The sequence below is a fragment of the Magnetospira sp. QH-2 genome (assembly GCF_000968135.1).
Classification (GTDB): domain Bacteria; phylum Pseudomonadota; class Alphaproteobacteria; order Rhodospirillales; family Magnetospiraceae; genus Magnetospira.
Genome location: NZ_FO538765.1, coordinates 2,605,853 through 2,623,393 on the forward strand (window position 1 = coordinate 2,605,853; position 17,541 = coordinate 2,623,393).

Here is a 17,541-nt window from a genome sequence, read left to right on the forward strand (position 1 = left end):
CAGCCCCCCTGGCTCGCGAGATTTTCCTGTTGACATTTATATTAGCTGGTACTAATTTAGTAACACTTAATATATTGCCGCACGCCAACTGGGAAGACGAGGATTGGATTATGTCGATTGATCGTATGGTTATGGCTTTTGCCGGTGTCGTAATTTTGGCCACCCTCGCGCTTGGCCACTATGTGCATCCTTACTGGCTGTTTATGACAGCTTTCGTCGGATTGAATCTTTTGCAGGCCGCCTTTACCGGGTTCTGCCCGCTGGCGATCATCCTCAAAAAGCTGGGAGTCAAGCCGGGACAAGCTTTCGGTTGACCCCAACGGGGCGCCCCGCGCCCCAGCATCACGTTTTATTACACCTCCCAAGCAACCTCGGGGGCGGCTCTGCCGCCCCATCTTTTTTTGTGAAAAGCCCTCTGATGGGCTGAAATTGCCGCATTCTATTGCCATTTTCGGTTTTTTTTGACAGGTTGGCGCCGAACCTCAGTGACAAGAAATGGGCATGAACGGTATTTCCCGATACATCTTTCGGCAATTGGCCACGGGAACCATTCTGGTCACCCTGGGTTTGACGACGATTATCTGGCTGACCCAGTCCCTTCGTTTCATTGAAATGATCGTCAACCGTGGCCTGGATATCGGCGGGTTCCTGCGGCTAACCATGCTGCTTATGCCGGATATCCTGACGATCATTCTGCCCCTAGCCCTTTTTGCAGCCGTTGTGTTCGTCTATTCGAAAATGGTTGGCGACCGGGAACTGGTGGTTATGCGGGCGACCGGACTGAGTCAGGGCATGCTGGCCTACCCGGCCATTCTCTTGGCCCTGATTGCCATGGGCATTTCCTATACCCTAAACCTCTACTTTCTTCCCAAGTCCTATCAAATGTTCCGGGATTTCCAATGGCAGGTCCGCTATTCCTATTCCCACGTAGTTTTGCAGGAAGGCACCTTCAATTCCTTGACGCCCGAAGTGACCGTCTATGTGCGCGAACGAACGGCCGATGGTCAGCTCAAGGGCATCTTGGCGCATATGACCAAAGACCCGGAGAAGCCAACGACGATCATGGCTGAACGAGGCGCCCTGGTGATCACGGAGACCGGTCCCCGGGTGATCATGTTCAACGGCAATCGCCAGGAAGTGGATAAGAAGAAACACAAGATGTCCATTCTCTTCTTTGACCGATATGCCCTCGATATTGCGGGCACGAAGGCGGATGCCACCGATCGCTATCGGGAACCGCGCGAACGCATGCTGCACGAACTTCTGGGGGCCAACGAGGAAACTGTTCCCGACGCCCGAGATCGGGGTCGATTTATCGTTGAAGGACATAAACGGTTAGCCTCGCCCCTTTGGATCCTGGGATTTGTCATGGTTGGCGTGAGTGCCCTGATTTCCGGTAGCATCACCCGCCGCAGCCAAACGCGCCGTATTGTCATGGCGGTTTGCCTGGTCGTGCTCCTACAAGCCGGATTCTTGGGGGTTGAAAACCTGGCGGCCAAACGCTTGGAATTGATTCCATTGATTTACGTCGCGGCACTGCTCCCCATCTTGGTGGGACTGAGTGCCATTCATTTCAATCCGCGTGCGGGGCGCCGCGCGCCGGCCGCCGTCGGCAGCTAGAGAGGGACGGGAAAACATGCGGGTATCATCCACCCTCTCCTTTTATATCGGTCGCCGGTTCTTGATGTCGGTGATGGGGCTGTACTTCTCTTTCCTGGCACTGATTTTCGTCTTTGACATGATCGAGTTGCTGCGGCGCGCGGCTTCCAAGCCCAATATTTCTTTCACGCTTATCTTGGAAATGGCTTTTCTGAAACTGCCCCATATGGGCCAAGAGGCACTCCCCTTTGCCGTTTTGCTTGGCGGTATGATGGCGTTTTGGCGTTTAACCCGAAATCATGAATTGGTCATTGCCCGCTCCTCCGGTGTTTCGGCCTGGCAGTTCTTGTTTCCGGTTTTGGGTATGGCCGCCTTGCTCGGCGTTTTACAGGTCACCGTCTTCAACCCGGTTTCGTCCATGACCCTGGCCCGCTTCGTTCAGATCGAAACGGCGGTACTCAAGGGACAACAGAGCGCGCTCGCCATTTCCAAGACCGGGCTCTGGCTGAGACAGGCCAATGAACAGGGCCAATCGGTGGTGCATGCGGTGCGCGTCCACCAGGCCCAGACATCCGTTGAATTGCAAGACGTGAGCATCATCGTCTACCGGGATACGGATCAGTTCGGCAATCGGATCGAAGCCGACAGGGCGACACTCGAAGACGGGTTCTGGCATCTCTATGACGTCTGGAGCTACCTGCCGGAACACCCCCCTCAACATGCCGAAGAACTCTTGTTCGCTACCGACCTGACCCTGAATCGCATCCAAGATAGCTTCGCGCCGCCGGAAACCATGTCTTTTTGGGAACTGCCCAAGTTCATTGATACTTTGGAAGCCTCCGGCTTTTCCGCCCTGCGGCACCGATTGCACCTGCATGCCCTGCTGGCCGCCCCGCTGCTGCTTTGTGCGATGGTGCTGATTGCCGCCATGTTCACTCTCCGATTGTCCAATCGGCGCGGCGGCGCCACGAGAATCGTCGTGGGCGGGGTGTTGTCCGGGTTTACCGTCTACGTATTTACCGATGTGGTGTTCGCCCTTGGTCTATCGGATCGCATCCCCGCGGTCCTCGCGGCCTGGACCCCGTCGGGGGTCACCACCTTGTTGGGGCTTGCCATGCTTCTGCATCTGGAAGATGGTTAGCGCCATGAAAAAGGTCGCCTTTACCGCATTGCTTGCCGTGCTTGCCTGGCTGCCGACCGACACTCGGTCGCAGGAACGCGAATCCGCTGTGTTCACGGCCGACGAGGTGGTCCATGACCGGGATTTGCATACCATCACCGCACGCGGCAACGTGGAAGTTGTATATGAGGACAGAACGCTGCTCACCGATGTTCTGTCCTACAATCAAAAGGACGATATCGTCACCGCCACGGGACGCGTGGTCATGCACGAACCAACGGGAGAAGTGCTCTTTGCCCGCCATGTCAAATTGTCGGGTGATCTCAAAAATGGCATCATCGAAGACCTGAGGATCATCTTGCAAGATGGTGCCCGGCTCGCGGCCAATGGCGGTCGACGAACAGACGGGCGGATTATGGAATTCAAGCGCGCTGTCTATTCGCCATGCGAGATCTGCAAAGAGGATCCGACCAAAGACCCGCTGTGGCAAGTCAAGGCCGACACCGCCAGCCATGACAAGGATGCCCGAACCATCAGCTATGAGAATGTATGGCTGGAAGTGGCTGGCATTCCGGTGGCCTATACGCCTTACCTGTCTCACCCTGATCCAACCGTGAAGCGCCAAAGCGGCTTCTTGATTCCGACAATTGGCAGTTCGTCCGATCTTGGGTTCATTGCCCACATCCCTTACTTCTGGGCGATCTCCGATACGGCGGACATGACCATCGAACCAATATTGACCACCAACGAGGGCGGCATCCTCTCGGGCCAGTACCGGCAGCGTTTTGAGGATGGAGCCTGGGACATGGAGGCCAGTATCACGCGCAATTCGAAGGATGAATGGCTGGGACATGTGGACAGCGAAATGCGTTTCGACCTGGATTCCACCTGGAGAGCCGGATTGGACGTGGAACGGGCGAGCGGCGAAACCTACCTGCGGCGCTATGGTTTCAACAGCAAACAAACTCTAACCACCCGGGCCTATGTAGAAGGTTATCGCAAACGCAACCGGGCCTCGGCTGAGGCCTTTGCCTTCCAACAATTGGGCGCGGATGACGACCCTGGCACCTCGCCTTATGTCCTGCCCCTTCTGGAATATAACCATATTGGAGAAGCCGATCGGTTCGGAGGTCGGACAAGTTTGGATGCGTCCTACCTCACGCTATTCCGGACCGATGGGCGCGATACGCATCGCGCTTCGTTACAGGGCGGATGGCAGTTGCCTTACACGGGCCCGCTGGGGGATCGCTATACCCTTTCCGCATCTCTGCGAGGCGATGGATACTATGTCACCAACCACGATATCCCCGGACAACAAGACAGCTACACGGGCGTGGCGGGACGGGTCGTACCGCAAATAGCCATGGATTGGCGTATGCCATTCGTGCGCCAGGGGCGCAGAGTCCACCAGATGATCGAACCGATTGGATCCGTGGCGATAAGCCCCTATGGCGGCAATCCCGATGAAATCCCCAACGAAGATAGCGTCGATATTGAATTCGACGAGACGAACCTGTTCAGTTTCAACCGTTTCAACGGACTGGACCGGGTGGAAGGTGGCGCGCGGTTCAACTACGGTCTGCGATGGGGCATTTTCGCGCCGACCACCGGACAAGCAACGGCGATCATCGGTCAGTCATACCGACCTCACGCCGATTCGGCCTTTGCATCCAATTCGGGTCTGGAAGACAATTTCTCCGATATTGTCGCAAGTCTTCGTCTCAGCCGCGAGGACTATCTGGAGCTGAAGTACCGCACCCGCTTCGATAAAGATACCCTTTCTCCAACCAGGAATGAGATGGATATCTCGGCGGGAATCCCGGCTTTCCAGGCTACGGTTTCATACCAATTCTTCGAGGCTCACTCCAACCAGCAATTTGCCACCCGCGAGCAACTGCAAACCGGCTTTTCCTCTCAGATGTCTCGTTTCTGGAGCATGGGCATGACCGCCAATCATGACCTGGTCAATGACAACGACCTCCGATCCTTCCAAGCCAATCTGACCTATGAAGACGAATGCCTGGTTTTCGGTATTGAATACCTAAAAACCGTCATTCAAGATCGCGACATTCAACCGGCTGATACGATTATGCTTCGGTTCAACTTCAAGACCCTGGGCTCGGCCGAAGCGCAGGCCTACTAATTCCCGCCGTTGCCCCTGTCTCGCCAGCGGACTATGCTCTTGCTTGAAAACTGGGGTTGGTCGAAATCGGAAATTATGATGCTCTTGACGCGTATTGGGATCCTTGCTCTCGTCCTTGTCACCTTGATCGTGGCGCCCCACGCTCGCGCGCAACAATCCGTGCAGGGGATCGCCGCCGTTATCAATGACGAAGTCATTTCGGTCTATGACGTTTGGGCCCGCTTGCAGATCGTTATTTCTTCATCGGATCTGCCCAATACGCCCCAGACGCAACAACGACTCATCCCTCAAGTTCTGCGCGGCTTGATCGACGAAAAGCTTCAAATCCAGGAAGCCAAGCGATTGGGCGTCGAAGCCACCGCCTCGGACTTAAAGCGCGCGAAAGCGGACCTCGAAAAGCAAAACAAGCTCGCCCCGGGGACCTTGGGTAAATTCTTGGCCGCGAGAGGGGTCGATGAAAACGCGCTGGAGCAACAACTGAAGGCGACCATGTCATGGTCCAAAGTGCGGCGCATCCGGCTCCGCAAGAAGTTCCGCGTTGGGGATGACGAAATCAACGAAGCCATGGCGCGGATCAAGGCCAACAAAGGAAAACCGGAACACCTGGCAGCGGAAATCTTCCTCCCCGTGGACAATCCACGAGAAGAGCAGAAGGTTCGCGAGATTGTCGCCAGACTGCTCAAACAGATCAAAGCTGGTGCCGATTTTCCGGCTTTGGCAAAGAGTTTTTCCAAATCAGCTTCCGCTTCTTCGGGCGGTAGTTTGGGATGGGTTATCGAAGGACAATTGGATCCTGAATTAGAGGCCGCTTTGAACAAGATGGAACCGGGGCAGATCGCCGGTCCGGTTCGGACTTTGTCGGGGTTCCATATTCTGCTGCTGCGCAAGAGGCGGCAAAGTGCGGGATTGCTTGCTGGAGAGCCGTTGAAGGTGAACCTTCAGCAGACCTTTCTGCCCCTGACACGCATCGCCACCAATGTGGCCGTTGCCGAAGCATCGCGCCGGTTGACCGAAACGACTAAGGATGCCAAGTCCTGTGCTGATCTGGATCGGATCGGAAAAGATCTGGGAACCACAATGTCCGGCAGTCTCGGTACATTGGAGATCACCAAACTGCCGGCGCGCTTCCAACAAGTTCTGGCCAAATTGCCCGATCTGACCCCCAGCCCACCGGTACGCACCGAACAGGGCATGGTCGTCCTCATGGTCTGCTCAAGGTCAGGTGGCACATCGGAGGCCATGGCCCGGGACCGGGTCAAGAACATGCTGCTCAATAAGCGCGCCGACAAAGCGGCACAGCGTCTGATGCGCGACCTTCGCCGTGATGCCCTGGTGGATATCCGGCTGTGACCTCTCAGCCACTCCCCCTGGCCTTGACCATGGGCGAGCCAGCCGGAGTCGGAGCAGAAGTCACCTTGAAGGCTTGGCTGCGGGCGGGCGATCTGGGCATTCCCTCCTTCTTTCTGATCGATGACCGTGAGCGAGTGGCCAAGCTGGCCGCAATGTTGAACATTGCAACGCCTGTGGAAGCCATCTCCGATCCGCTGCAAGCCCCCCATGTCTTCACGCGAGCCCTGCCGGTTCTTGATCATCCTCTTCCTGCGCCGGTGATTCCCGGAGAGTTGAACCCTGACAATGGCCAAGCCGTGATCACCGCCATTGAACAGGCCGTCAAAATGACCTTGGCGGGCCGCGCGGGCGCCGTGGTCACCAATCCCATTCACAAACATGCCCTGCACCAAGTGGGATTTCAGTTCCCCGGCCATACGGAATTCCTGGCTCATTTGGCCAATACCGACAATCGCCCGGTGATGATGCTGGCCTGTTCCGAGTTAAGGGTGGTGCCGGTCACCATTCATGTCAGCCTGGCTGATGCGACCCAGGACCTAAGCACCGAGGCCATCATCGAGACCGCGACAACCACCCATCAAGCGCTGAGGCGGAATTTCGGGATCGAGGCCCCCCGTCTGGCCGTGGCCGGGCTTAATCCCCACGCGGGGGAAGATGGCTCCATGGGACACGAGGATGCCGCCATCATCGGCCCGGCGGTAGCCGCTTTGCGGGCAGCGGGGATTGACGCCCGGGGGCCGCTGTCTGCCGACACCTTGTTCCATGCCCGAGCCAGAGCAACCTATGACGCGGCCATCTGCATGTATCATGATCAGGCGCTGATCCCCATCAAGACCATTGATTTCGATGGCGGGGTCAATGTCACCCTCGGCCTGCCCTTTGTCCGCACCTCGCCGGATCATGGTACGGCGCTGGATCTGGCGGGGACCGGTCAAGCCCATGAAACCAGCCTGCTGGCTGCCTTGCACATGGCTGGGGTGATGGCGGAGCACCGGCGCAGTGCCTGATCTGCCCCCCCTGCGCGATGTGATTGCCCGGCATGGTCTGCGGGCCCGCAAGTCCCTGGGTCAGAATTTCTTGCTTGATCTCAATTTGACCGGCCGCATCGCCCGAGCGGCGGGCGTGACGCCAGGCATGAACGTCATCGAGATTGGGCCGGGACCGGGGGGATTGACTCGTGCCCTGCTGGCCGCTGGGGCTTTCGTCCAAGCCATCGAGATGGACGAGCGCTGCATCGGGGCCCTAAGCGAACTGGGCGAGGCCTACCCAGGCCAACTCACCTTGCACCAGGGCGATGCGCTCAAAGTAGATGTGACAACCCTTTGCCCGGCCCCGAGACGGATCGTTGCCAACCTGCCCTATAACGTGGCGACCCCGCTGCTGCTGGGCTGGCTCAGGCAGGTAGCGGCATTCGACAGCTTTACCTTGATGTTCCAAAAAGAGGTGGCCGACCGCCTTTTGGCCGAACCGGGCACCAAGGCCTATGGCCGATTGGCAGTGATCACCCAATGGCTGTGTGACGTGCAGCGTGAATTCAACGTGGACAAGGCCGCCTTTACCCCACCGCCCAAGATCATGTCGACGGTTGTCACTCTGACACCGCGCCCCGCCCCCCTGGCCCCTGCAAACTGGGAATGTTTGGAAAAGGTTACGGCGGCGGCTTTCGGGCAACGGCGTAAAATGCTGCGGGCCAGCCTCAAACCCTTGAACCTGGACCTGGAAGCCTTGGGCATCACACCCACGGCGCGGGCCGAGGAACTGCCGGTGGAAGCCTTTTGCACCCTGGCCCGAGCCATTGAGTATTCTTGACAGATTCCCTGGGCTCCCGGATAGTAGGGGCGAGAAGGAGAGCTATACTAATGGATAGGTTATTCATCGCCTTGACCGTCGCCATGGCGGTCATCGTCACCGCCTCGAACATTCTGGTTCAGCATGCCATCAATGACTGGCTGACCTGGGGCGCCTTGACCTATCCGGTGGCCTTCCTGATCACAGACCTGACCAACCGCCTGCAAGGCCCGGCCATGGCCCGCCGGGTGGTGATTGTCGGCTTTCTGTTTGCGGTGCTGTTGTCGTTCTGGCTGGCCACGCCGCGCATTGCCCTGGCATCGGGCACGGCCTTCCTGGTGGCTCAGTTGCTCGATGTGATGGTATTCGACCGGCTGCGGAACAAGACCTGGTGGCTGCCGCCCCTGGCCTCCTCGTCGCTGGGTTCGGTGGTCGATACGGTACTGTTCTTTTCCATTGCCTTTGCCGCCACCGGGCTGCCCTGGATTACTTGGGCCATTGGTGATTTCGCGGTCAAAATGGCCGTGGCGCTGTTCATGCTGATCCCGTTTCGGATCGCCTACACATGGTGGCGCAAGCAGCAGAGCCCCGCCCTATCGGCATAGCTCCGCAACAAAAGCGGACAAGCCCACCTGACGCTTCTTGCGCAGACGCTCGGCGGCCAGGATCGCCTTGACCTCGGCCACGGCCTTTTCCAGATCATCATTCACCACGATGTAATCGTATTCGTTCCAGTGGCTCATCTCATCAGCCGCCTTGGCCATGCGTTTGGCGATAACGTCCTCGGCATCCTGGGCCCGCTTGCGCAGTCGCACCGCCAATTCATCATGGGAGGGTGGCAGAATGAAGATGGTCACCAGATCATCGCGCGCGTTTTCGCCCAGTTGCTGGGTACCCTGCCAGTCCACGTCGAACAGCACGTCCCGGGCGGCGTTCAATTCCTTTTCCACCAAATCGCGCGGCGTACCATAGAAATTATCAAACACCTGCGCATGTTCCAGCAGGCCGTTGGCCGCGACCATCTGGTGATAGGTTTCTTCCGTGATGAAGTGATAGTCGATCCCGTCTTGCTCTCCCGGACGCGGGGCCCGCGTGGTCACGGAAACGGACATGATCAGATCGGGATCGTCGTCCAGGAGCTGTCGCGAGATGGTCGATTTCCCGGCCCCGGACGGCGAGGACAAGACCAGCATCAGGCCGCGACGGTGTTTTTCGGTCATATTGATCATGTCCCGGGTTCCTTGCATCCTACTCGACGTTCTGTACCTGCTCGCGAAACTGCTCCACCACCGCCTTGAGGTCCAGACCCACCTGGGTCAGGTCCGTATCGATGGACTTGGAACAAAGCGTGTTGGCTTCCCTGTTGAATTCCTGACAAAGGAAATCCAACTTGCGGCCCACCGGTTCGCCGGAGGCCAACAAGGCACGCGTGGCCGCTATATGGGCTTTCAGCCGGTCCAATTCCTCGCGAATATCGGCCTTGGTCATTAACAGCGCCGCTTCCTGGGCCAGGCGTTCCTCGGGCAGCGCGGGGACCGTGTCCATCAGATCCTGAACCTGCTCGGCCAACCGCGCCTTGATGGCATCGGGTTGGGTGGCGGCCAGGCTTTCGGCGCGGCCACAAAGATCGGCGATAACGGCCAAGTGGTCGGTGAGGTTCTGGTGCAGATGGCTGCCCTCTTCCGCCCGCATGGCGGCCAGGGCCTTCAGGGCTTGATCGAGGGTTTCAAGAATGGCCCGCTCGGTCGCCGCGCGCGCCGCCTCGTCGGGGACGGTTTCTTCTTCCATATCCATCACGCCGCGCAGTCCCAGCAACCCGTCCACCGTGGGCGGTGCCAGATCCGGCACTTTCTGGCGGAGTTGCTCGGCGGCTTCCAGCATGCGCTCGAGCACCGCCATGTTGACGCGCACACCGCCAGAATCGCCACCGCGCCGCACCTCCAACATCAAATAGATGTTGCCACGCCGCAAGCCTCCGCCGACGGCCTTGCGCACCGCCGGTTCCAATCCCTCGAATCCGGGGGCCAGCTTCATGCGCACATCCAGGCCCTTGCTGTTGACGCTCTTGGCTTCCCAGGTCCAGGTCTGGCTGTCGTTCTGGCCCTGGGCACGGGCAAATCCGGTCATGGATGTAACGGTCACAGGCATCCCCTTGCGTCATCGTGAAAACCGTTTATAGCCTTGAGACCAGTCGGCAACAAGGCGGCAGACCCATGAAAAGTGATACTCCTCGCGCTATTCTCATCACCGGTGCCTCTAGCGGCATCGGCGAGGCCCTGGCTTTGGAATACGCCGCCCCTGGCTTGCGGTTGTTTCTGTCGGGACGCGATGCCAATCGACTGCAAGCCGTCGTCGATGCTTGCCGGGCCAAGGGGGCTGAAGCCACCGGTCAGGTGATAGACGTGGCCGAACGGGAAGCCATGGCGGTCTGGGTCGATCAGTGCGACGCGCAACGGCCTCTCGATCTGGTCATTGCCAACGCCGGTATCGCCTCCGCCAGCCTCGACCCGCTGGCGGAGGAAGAAAAGGCCCTGCGCCGCGTCATGGCCACCAACACCGATGGTGTCTTTAATACCGTGTTTCCGGCCCTTGGCCCCATGCGGGATCGGGGGCGAGGTCAGATCGCCCTCATGGCCTCGCTGGCCGGCTACCTGGGCATGCCTGGGGCGGCGGCCTATTGCGCGTCCAAGGCGGCGGTGAAGGTCTGGGGAGAGGCGCTGCGCGGGGAACTGGCCGATGAGGGCATCCGGGTCTCGGTCATCAATCCGGGCTGGGTGGACAGCCGCATCACCCAGCAGAACAGTTTCCCCATGCCCTTTTTCATGCGCGCGGACAAGGCGGCGAAGATCATTCGTCGTGGCCTTTACCGAAACAAGGGCCGAATCGCCTTTCCCTGGCCAACCGCGACGATGGCCTGGCTGATGATGATTCTGCCTGACAGCCTGCGCCACGCCCTCACGAGCAAGCTGCCACGCAAGTGAATTCCCCACGAAGACCTGGGAAGAACCGGCTATCGGCCCCTATTGTGGACAAAAAAACGGCGGCCCCGGAGGGTCGCCGTCATTGTAAGAAATTCCGACAGGTTCCTGTCGAGAGCCGATCAGGCCACGCGGCGGCGACGGGCATAGCCCAGTCCGACAAGGCCGATACCGAGCAGCGCCAAGGAAGCCGGCTCCGGGATTTGGCTGCTTTGATCAATCACCATGCCACTACTATCAAAGGCAACGAAGTCGGAGAACGGCAATCCGCCAAAGAAGAATCCGCCTCGGGTTTCCCCCGATGCGATGGGATCTTCCATGCCATAATTCCAAAAGACATACCCGGCGAACTCATCGGGGAACAACTGCTCCCAACTGCCCAGCGAGGACAGGCTGATCGAGCTCTCGTCGGCAAAGTAAATGGTATCAGAGTCCCAGGTTTCGGCGTTGGTCATCGTGGCATTCCACCAACCCTGGCCTTCGTCGAGATACTCAACCCACGGAAGGCCCCAGGAATCATTGCTGATCGCGAAACCGGCGATACCCGCATCCCCATGATTGGTCACGATGTACTCACCCACCCCTTCTTCGACCCGAAGGCCATCAAATGAGTCCTCAGAAATAATGAATGGCTCGAAGCGTTCCTCGATCGTGACGTTACCATTGTTACCCAAGATGATCTCACTTCCCAGAGTCACCGCTTGAGCCGAACTGAACAGCGATGTCGCCGCGAAGGCGCCAGCCGCTAAGGTGGAAAAAAGAATACGGTTCATTGTGATATCTCCCTACACACATGCCTAGGAAAGCCTCCCGCAATAATCGCGCCAAATTCGTTACATGTTTATTTTAAATAAACTAGCCACAGATGCCGCTCCAACGGCCTCGAAAACCGTAAAATATCCCGACACTCTTTCTCGGTTTTTTTTACACCCGACCGGTTTGAATCACTGCATAGGGAGCCCGCCACGCTGGGTCGCCATGTTGGTGAACTTGTTGAGGGCGCCGGTCATCTTCATGAACACTGGGTCCCGGTTGGCAATGCTGTAGCGTTTGGCCAGCCAGGCCGGATCGGTATAGGCCAGACTGGTCGTGCCATCCGCTGCCTGCCAGGCCAACGCCTTGAGCGGTAGATCGAGACCTATGGCCGGGTTGGACTGCATCAAGGGCGTACCCATCTTGGGCGTGCCGAAAATAAGCACCGAAACCGGGGCCAACTCCATGCCCACCGAGCGGGCCCCCGCGGCATGGTTGATGCGGGCAAAAATGGTGATGCCGTTTCGTTGCAAGGCCATGCCCAGCCGATCCAGGGTTTTACCGACTCCGAAATGGCTTTGCTTGACGATCAACCCGTCCCCTTCGGCATGGACCGGAGACGCGGCCAACAGGATTGCGGCCAGGGCTAGAATCCCCAACGGCAGAACACGAAAGTAGCTCGGCACTGGTTTTACAAGAGTGATACGCATGGCGATCTCGGCCTCCCGGGTTGATTGGAAGATTCGAGCCTAACACGCGTGTGATCAGCGGCAACGACAGCTGTGTCCCTGTCACGTACCTGTGATGGCGGGTGATTGGAGGTTTAGCAGGCTGCTGAAAAAGTGTTGTCCTACGGCCCGCCTCGCCCTTCGTCCCTCGACAAGCTCGGGATGAGGAAGCTCAGGGTGAGGCTAACATGTTGAAAGTTCAAAGGCCCTCATGCTGAGCTTGTCGAAGCATGTGTCGCCACAGGCTCAAAATCGGACTTTTTCAGATGGCGGTAATCGAGCAGTCAGGGATTGCCTAGACAGTCAGCTGGTCTCCACACTCGGTCTTGATCAAGTATCCGGGTCAATTCCTGGACATGGAACAGAGGAGACCAGCTATGGAGTATTTTGTTGGAATGGACGTATCGATGGCAAGCATTTCGATCTGTGAGATTGATGCAAAGGGAACCGTCATTCGCGAAGGCAAGGTGTCAAGCACACCCGAGGCGGTCGCCACTTGGCTCGAGGAAAGCGGGCGTGGCTTTGCGCGAATTGGGTTGGAAGCTGGCCCTCTGGCGCCTTGGCTGTACGCAGGACTGTCCAGTCGGGGCCTCCCTGTGATTTGTATCGAGACCCGGCAAATGAAGGCCTTTGCCAGCGCCAGCCCAGTCAAGACGGACCGTCGCGACGCCCGCTTGATCAGCCAGGCGATGCGGACCGGTTTGTACCGCGCGACCCACGTCAAGACCGCGCGCAGTCAGGAGCTCCGGATGGTGCTGACCCATCGGGAGACCCTGGTTCATCAGGTCCGTCAGTTGTCCAATACGGTACGAGGAACATTGAAAGCTTTCGGCCTCAAGGTCGGTATGGCGCGCGGACGCCTTTTCGCGGCGCGGGTTCGGGAATTGACGGCTGATAACCCGCACCTCAGCGCAGCCGCCGAGCCGCTCTTGCTTGCGCGCCAAGCCTTGCTCGAACAACTCGACAAGCTCGACCGGCAGGTTCATGCCGCTGCGCGCGATGATAGCGTTTGCCGGCGCCTGATGACCGTTCCCGGCGTCGGCCCGGTTACCGCCCTCGCTTTCAGGACAGGACTCGACGTGCCGGAACGGTTTCAAAAGTCGGTCATGGTCGGCGCCCACTTCGGGCTTGTCCCACGCAGATACGCCTCGGGAGAGCAGGACCGAAGCGGCCCCATCAGCAAGTGCGGAGATGCCATGGTTCGTTGGCTTTTGTTCGAGGCCGCCAATGCACTTCTCACTCGAACCCGCCGTTGGTCCTGGCTCAAACACTGGGGGCTCGCGGTCGCCAAAAGGCGCGGGATGAAACGCGCCAAGGTAGCCGTTGCCCGGCGTCTCGCCGTAATCATGCATCGCATGTGGATCGACGGCACGGACTTCCAGTACCGCAAGGAGGAGACCGCCATCTAAACACAACGAAAACCGAGATCGCCTGAAGGGCGGCCAGGACGCGTGGCGACGCGCGGGGCTCGGATGACAGCGCGCAGGCTGCAGTGGCGTAAGACCACGCTTTTCAGATTGCTGCACCCGATCCCCCTTGATCCCCATCATGCGGCGACGACGTCGACCGCGGACAGAAGCAAAGGGCGCCACATAACCCAGGTTCAAACCGACGGCTTGGAAATCAGCTTGACTCAAATGACTCGATTACAGAAGTAGCCTGTTAGAGCCCCTTCGCCTTACGGATCTTACGCCAGCGCGCCACGTTGCGGTTATGCTCTTTCAGCGTGCGGGCGAACATGTGGCCTCCGCTTCCATCGGCGACGAAGTACAGATCGGTGGTGCGCGCCGGATGCAGTACCGCCTCTATGGCCGCCCGGCCCGGGTTACAGATCGGACCGGGCGGCAATCCCTTGATCACATAGGTGTTGTAGGCGGTCTTGGACTTCAGGTCCTTGCGGGTCAGCGAGCGTCCCAGGGGCACGCCCGGTGACAAACCATAAGATACCGTGGGGTCCGATTGCAGCCGCATGCCTTTGCGCAGGCGGTTGATGAACACTGCCGCCACCCGGGCGCGCTCCTCCGCCCGGCCGGTTTCCCGCTCCACGATCGAGGCCAGGATCAACGCCTCTTGCGGAGTCTTCAGGGGCACCCCTTCGGCACGGCCTTCCCAGGCCTCGGCCAGGGCCTGATCCATGCCCTCGCGCATGCGGTCGACGACGTCGGCGCGGGTATCGCCGAAGGTGAAATAATAGGTCTCGGGCAGCAATTCCCCTTCCGACACCAGACCGGGCATGGGACCGCCCAGTCCCTCGACGCGGGAAAGCTGATCCAAAATCCGCTCGGTGGACCAGCCCTCGGCGATGGTAAAGCGTCGCGCCACGGTGCGACCTTGTTGCAGGATTTCCAGCACTTCCCTGATACTGACCGAAGCCGGGAATAGGAATTCTCCGGCTCGCAGGGACTGGGCGACACCGCTCAACCGGACCGCACCTCGGAAAACCAACGGATTAGCGATGATGCCTTCGCGGGCCAGCCGTTTACTGATTGCCGCCACGCCCTCGCCGCGCGGCACCAGAACCGTCCGATCAGACGACAATGGCCCCGGCTCCACATAGCGGGCATAGCCCCAGGCATAGAGGCCGCCCAAAGCGGCCCCCGCCATGACCAGCAGGATAAAGAGAACGAGGATCAGGCGGCCCATGCGGCCCGACCCCGGATTCTAATCGACGGCCTTGATGACCAACGACGCGTTGGTGCCACCAAATCCGAAGGAGTTGGACAGGGCCGCCCGAATGGGGCGCTGTTTGGCCTGTTTTGGTGCCAGATCCAGATCGCAGCTCTCCGACGGGTTATCCAGATTCAAGGTCGGCGGCGCGACCTGATCGCGGATCGCCAGGGTGGAGAAGATAGCCTCTACCGCGCCCGCCGCACCGAGCAAGTGGCCAATGGCCGACTTGGTGGAGGACATGGTCAGATCATAGGCCGCATCGCCGAACAGACGCTTGACCGCGCCCAGTTCGATTTCGTCGCCCAGGGGCGTCGAGGTACCATGGGCATTGACGTAGTCAATGTCTTCGGGATTGAGGCCGGCCCGCTTCAGCGCCGCGCGCATGGAGCGGAAGCCGCCATTGCCATCGGCCGCCGGAGCGGTGATGTGATGGGCATCGCCGGACATGCCGTAGCCGACCACTTCGCCGTAGATCTTGGCACCACGGGCCTTGGCATGTTCGTATTCTTCCAATACCACCATGCCTGCGCCCTCGCCCATGAGGAAGCCGTCGCGGTCCTTGTCCCAGGGCCGCGAGGCACGGGTCGGATCGTCATTGAAGCCGGTGGATAGAGCCTTGGCTGCAGCAAACCCGGCCACGCCCAGACGACAGATGGCCGCCTCTGCCCCGCCCGCGACCATCACGTCGGCATCTTCCCACATGATAATCCGCGCCGCATCGCCAATGGCATGGGCACCGGTGGAACAGGCCGTCACCACGGCGTGGTTGGGACCCTTGAAGCCATACTTGATGGACACATGACCGGAAACCAGATTGATCAGGCTGGCCGGAATGAAGAACGGGCTGACCCGACGGGGGTTGGTTTCCACCGTGTGGGCCCCCTTGGAAATCTCCGGCAGACCGCCGATTCCCGAACCGATCAAAACGCCGGTTTTTTCCAGGGATTCCTCATCTTCGGGCTTCCAGCCGGAATCTTCCACCGCCTGCATGGCGGCGGCGATCCCAAAGATGATGAAATCATCCATACGCCGTTGCTCTTTTGGCAAGATCCAGTCTGAGGCGATAAACGCGCCCTCAGTGCCTTCTTCCGTTGGTACCTGGGCAGCGATCTTTGCCGCCAGATCCGAGGTATCGAAGTTCTCGATCTTATTTGCCCCGGAGTCACCTGCAAGCAGACGATTCCAGACATGCTCAACCCCGCTGCCCAAAGGCGTCACGAGGCCGAGACCGGTAATAACAACGCGTCTCATGGCAATTCCCGGCGTTTTGACCAATGCTTTAATTAAGAAGCGTTGGCGTCGATGAAATCAATGGCGTCCTTGACGGTGAGAATCTTCTCAGCCGCGTCATCGGGGATCTCGCACCCGAACTCTTCTTCGAAAGCCATGACCAGCTCGACAGTGTCCAGGCTGTCAGCGCCCAGGTCGTCAATGAAGCTGGCGGTATCGGTCACCTTGGCCTCTTCCACACCCAGGTGTTCGATGACGATCTTCTTCACGCGCTCGGCAGTGTCACTCATGCTCGTATTCCTTCGGCTTGCTTGGTCGATTAAAAAAACGAATGGTATCCGAGGGATACCCCCCTATCGCCCCGATTTCCCGGGAGCTCCGGGCGTTTGGTACCATACTTTATACGGCAAGGCCAGTATCCTGTCTTCCCCTTCCGGGGGATCAGATCATCGCCATGCCGCCATTCACATGCAGGGTCTGGCCGGTGGTGTAGGCGGCCTCGTCGCTGGACAGGTAGACCACGGCGGCGGCGATCTCCGCCGCATCGCCCATGCGCCCGGCGGGAATGCCGCCCAACAGCTTGTCTTTTTGGGCATCGGGCAGCACGTCGGTCATGGCCGACACAATGAACCCCGGCGCCACGCAATTGGCGGTGATGCCCCTCGAAGCCACTTCCTGGGCCAAGGATTTAGTCATGCCGATCATACCCGCCTTGGAAGCGGCATAATTAGCCTGACCCGGGTTACCGGTGGTACCGACGATGGATGTAATCCCGACGATGCGCCCGAAGCGTCGTTTCATCATGCCCTTCAGGCAGGCGCGGGACAGCCGAAAAGCCGCCGACAGATTCACATCCAACACGGCCTGCCAGTCGTCATCCTTCATGCGCATGGCCAGATTGTCCTTGGTCATGCCCGCATTGTTGATCAGGATATCCACCTGCCCCAGTACCGCTTCGGCATCCTTGATCAGCGCTTCGGCCCCGGCGGAATCGGACAGATCGGCCGGCACGGCAAAAGTCCCTTCGCCCAACTCGGCGGCCAGGGCATCCAAAGCTTCCTTGTTGCGCCCCGAAAGCGCCACTTTCGCCCCGGCTTGGTGCAGGGACCGGGCAATGGCGCCGCCGATGCCCCCAGAAGCCCCGGTCACCAGGGCACATTTACCAGTCAGATCGAACATGTT

At 59.1% G+C, this 17,541-nt stretch carries 18 protein-coding genes; 10 read left to right on the top strand and 8 right to left on the bottom strand.

The annotated features are described in order from the left end of the window. Positions 1-110 precede the first annotated feature (110 nt). The 8 genes from MGMAQ_RS12250 to MGMAQ_RS12285 all read left to right on the top strand — a co-directional run bounded on the left by MGMAQ_RS12250 (position 111) and on the right by MGMAQ_RS12285 (position 8,605). Positions 111-314, top strand: a complete 204-nt coding sequence (locus MGMAQ_RS12250; protein WP_046021756.1) for a DUF2892 domain-containing protein — start codon at positions 111-113, stop codon at positions 312-314. Positions 315-501: 187 nt separating this feature from the next. Beyond that, the gene (gene lptF / locus MGMAQ_RS12255; protein ID WP_046021757.1) at positions 502-1,620 is read left to right on the top strand and encodes an LPS export ABC transporter permease LptF; all 1,119 of its coding nucleotides are present in this window, start codon (positions 502-504) and stop codon (positions 1,618-1,620) included. Between the two features lie 16 nt (positions 1,621-1,636). Then, a complete protein-coding gene (gene lptG, locus MGMAQ_RS12260; protein WP_046021758.1) occupies positions 1,637-2,740 on the top strand; it encodes an LPS export ABC transporter permease LptG in 1,104 nt (367 codons plus the stop codon). A 4-nt stretch (positions 2,741-2,744) separates the two neighbouring features. Then, positions 2,745-4,862: an LPS-assembly protein LptD gene (locus MGMAQ_RS12265; protein WP_046021759.1), complete on the top strand. Its 2,118-nt coding sequence runs from the start codon at positions 2,745-2,747 to the stop codon at positions 4,860-4,862. 75 nt (positions 4,863-4,937) lie between these two features. Then, positions 4,938-6,212, top strand: coding sequence for a peptidylprolyl isomerase (locus tag MGMAQ_RS12270; RefSeq protein ID WP_158498854.1), 1,275 nt, complete (start codon positions 4,938-4,940; stop codon positions 6,210-6,212). Next, positions 6,209-7,219: a 4-hydroxythreonine-4-phosphate dehydrogenase PdxA gene (gene pdxA, locus MGMAQ_RS12275; RefSeq protein WP_256379957.1), complete on the top strand. Its 1,011-nt coding sequence runs from the start codon at positions 6,209-6,211 to the stop codon at positions 7,217-7,219. The genes MGMAQ_RS12270 and pdxA overlap by 4 nt, the downstream gene beginning before the upstream one ends. After that, positions 7,212-8,021, top strand: coding sequence for a 16S rRNA (adenine(1518)-N(6)/adenine(1519)-N(6))-dimethyltransferase RsmA (gene rsmA / locus MGMAQ_RS12280; RefSeq protein ID WP_046021761.1), 810 nt, complete (start codon positions 7,212-7,214; stop codon positions 8,019-8,021). Before pdxA ends, rsmA begins: the two co-directional genes overlap by 8 nt. 50 nt (positions 8,022-8,071) lie before the next feature. After that, a complete protein-coding gene (locus tag MGMAQ_RS12285; protein WP_046021762.1) occupies positions 8,072-8,605 on the top strand; it encodes a queuosine precursor transporter in 534 nt (177 codons plus the stop codon). Here the strand turns inward: MGMAQ_RS12285 and gmk are convergent. Then, a complete protein-coding gene (gene gmk / locus MGMAQ_RS12290; RefSeq protein WP_148560942.1) occupies positions 8,594-9,229 on the bottom strand; it encodes a guanylate kinase in 636 nt (211 codons plus the stop codon). The genes MGMAQ_RS12285 and gmk overlap by 12 nt on opposite strands. Positions 9,230-9,248: 19 nt before the next feature. Beyond that, positions 9,249-10,148: a YicC/YloC family endoribonuclease gene (locus tag MGMAQ_RS12295; RefSeq protein ID WP_371258351.1), complete on the bottom strand. Its 900-nt coding sequence runs from the start codon at positions 10,146-10,148 to the stop codon at positions 9,249-9,251. Between the two features lie 65 nt (positions 10,149-10,213). On the opposite strand from MGMAQ_RS12295, the gene MGMAQ_RS12300 reads away from it, so the two are divergent. Beyond that, on the top strand, positions 10,214-10,981 hold the full coding sequence (locus tag MGMAQ_RS12300; protein ID WP_046021764.1) for an SDR family oxidoreductase: 768 nt from the start codon (positions 10,214-10,216) through the stop codon (positions 10,979-10,981). A gap of 119 nt (positions 10,982-11,100) precedes the next feature. Here the strand turns inward: MGMAQ_RS12300 and MGMAQ_RS12305 are convergent, their stop codons facing one another. Further along, positions 11,101-11,751: a PEP-CTERM sorting domain-containing protein gene (locus tag MGMAQ_RS12305; protein WP_046021765.1), complete on the bottom strand. Its 651-nt coding sequence runs from the start codon at positions 11,749-11,751 to the stop codon at positions 11,101-11,103. Positions 11,752-11,922: 171 nt separating this feature from the next. Then, positions 11,923-12,441, bottom strand: a complete 519-nt coding sequence (locus tag MGMAQ_RS12310; RefSeq protein WP_046021766.1) for a DUF302 domain-containing protein — start codon at positions 12,439-12,441, stop codon at positions 11,923-11,925. 395 nt (positions 12,442-12,836) lie between these two features. On the opposite strand from MGMAQ_RS12310, the gene MGMAQ_RS12315 reads away from it, so the two are divergent. Continuing rightward, complete coding sequence (locus tag MGMAQ_RS12315; protein WP_046020119.1) at positions 12,837-13,868, top strand: IS110 family transposase; 1,032 nt, start codon at positions 12,837-12,839, stop codon at positions 13,866-13,868. A gap of 253 nt (positions 13,869-14,121) precedes the next feature. Here the strand turns inward: MGMAQ_RS12315 and mltG are convergent, their stop codons facing one another. From mltG to fabG, 4 genes are all read right to left on the bottom strand, one after another. After that, entirely contained in the window at positions 14,122-15,102 is a 981-nt protein-coding gene (gene mltG / locus MGMAQ_RS12320; RefSeq protein WP_046021767.1) for an endolytic transglycosylase MltG, read from the bottom strand. A gap of 18 nt (positions 15,103-15,120) precedes the next feature. Then, positions 15,121-16,380: a beta-ketoacyl-ACP synthase II gene (gene fabF / locus MGMAQ_RS12325; RefSeq protein ID WP_046021768.1), complete on the bottom strand. Its 1,260-nt coding sequence runs from the start codon at positions 16,378-16,380 to the stop codon at positions 15,121-15,123. Positions 16,381-16,412: 32 nt separating this feature from the next. Continuing rightward, entirely contained in the window at positions 16,413-16,649 is a 237-nt protein-coding gene (locus MGMAQ_RS12330; RefSeq protein ID WP_046021769.1) for an acyl carrier protein, read from the bottom strand. A gap of 151 nt (positions 16,650-16,800) precedes the next feature. Continuing rightward, positions 16,801-17,538 carry a 3-oxoacyl-[acyl-carrier-protein] reductase gene (gene fabG, locus MGMAQ_RS12335; RefSeq protein ID WP_046021770.1) on the bottom strand — a complete coding sequence of 246 codons (738 nt, stop codon included), beginning with the start codon at positions 17,536-17,538 and terminating at the stop codon, positions 16,801-16,803. Positions 17,539-17,541: the final 3 nt, after the last annotated feature.

Coding starts and splice junctions, on each gene's coding strand:
- MGMAQ_RS12330 (WP_046021769.1), bottom strand. CDS start 16,649: ATGAGTGACACTGCCGAGCGCGTGAAGAAGATCGTCATCGAACACCTG.
- lptF (WP_046021757.1), top strand. CDS start 502: ATGAACGGTATTTCCCGATACATCTTTCGGCAATTGGCCACGGGAACC.
- MGMAQ_RS12300 (WP_046021764.1), top strand. CDS start 10,214: ATGAAAAGTGATACTCCTCGCGCTATTCTCATCACCGGTGCCTCTAGC.
- gmk (WP_148560942.1), bottom strand. CDS start 9,229: ATGATCAATATGACCGAAAAACACCGTCGCGGCCTGATGCTGGTCTTG.
- MGMAQ_RS12305 (WP_046021765.1), bottom strand. CDS start 11,751: ATGAACCGTATTCTTTTTTCCACCTTAGCGGCTGGCGCCTTCGCGGCG.
- fabF (WP_046021768.1), bottom strand. CDS start 16,380: ATGAGACGCGTTGTTATTACCGGTCTCGGCCTCGTGACGCCTTTGGGC.
- lptG (WP_046021758.1), top strand. CDS start 1,637: ATGCGGGTATCATCCACCCTCTCCTTTTATATCGGTCGCCGGTTCTTG.
- MGMAQ_RS12285 (WP_046021762.1), top strand. CDS start 8,072: ATGGATAGGTTATTCATCGCCTTGACCGTCGCCATGGCGGTCATCGTC.
- mltG (WP_046021767.1), bottom strand. CDS start 15,102: ATGGGCCGCCTGATCCTCGTTCTCTTTATCCTGCTGGTCATGGCGGGG.
- MGMAQ_RS12315 (WP_046020119.1), top strand. CDS start 12,837: ATGGAGTATTTTGTTGGAATGGACGTATCGATGGCAAGCATTTCGATC.
- MGMAQ_RS12265 (WP_046021759.1), top strand. CDS start 2,745: ATGAAAAAGGTCGCCTTTACCGCATTGCTTGCCGTGCTTGCCTGGCTG.
- MGMAQ_RS12295 (WP_371258351.1), bottom strand. CDS start 10,148: ATGCCTGTGACCGTTACATCCATGACCGGATTTGCCCGTGCCCAGGGC.
- MGMAQ_RS12270 (WP_158498854.1), top strand. CDS start 4,938: ATGATGCTCTTGACGCGTATTGGGATCCTTGCTCTCGTCCTTGTCACC.
- MGMAQ_RS12310 (WP_046021766.1), bottom strand. CDS start 12,441: ATGCGTATCACTCTTGTAAAACCAGTGCCGAGCTACTTTCGTGTTCTG.
- fabG (WP_046021770.1), bottom strand. CDS start 17,538: ATGTTCGATCTGACTGGTAAATGTGCCCTGGTGACCGGGGCTTCTGGG.
- MGMAQ_RS12250 (WP_046021756.1), top strand. CDS start 111: ATGTCGATTGATCGTATGGTTATGGCTTTTGCCGGTGTCGTAATTTTG.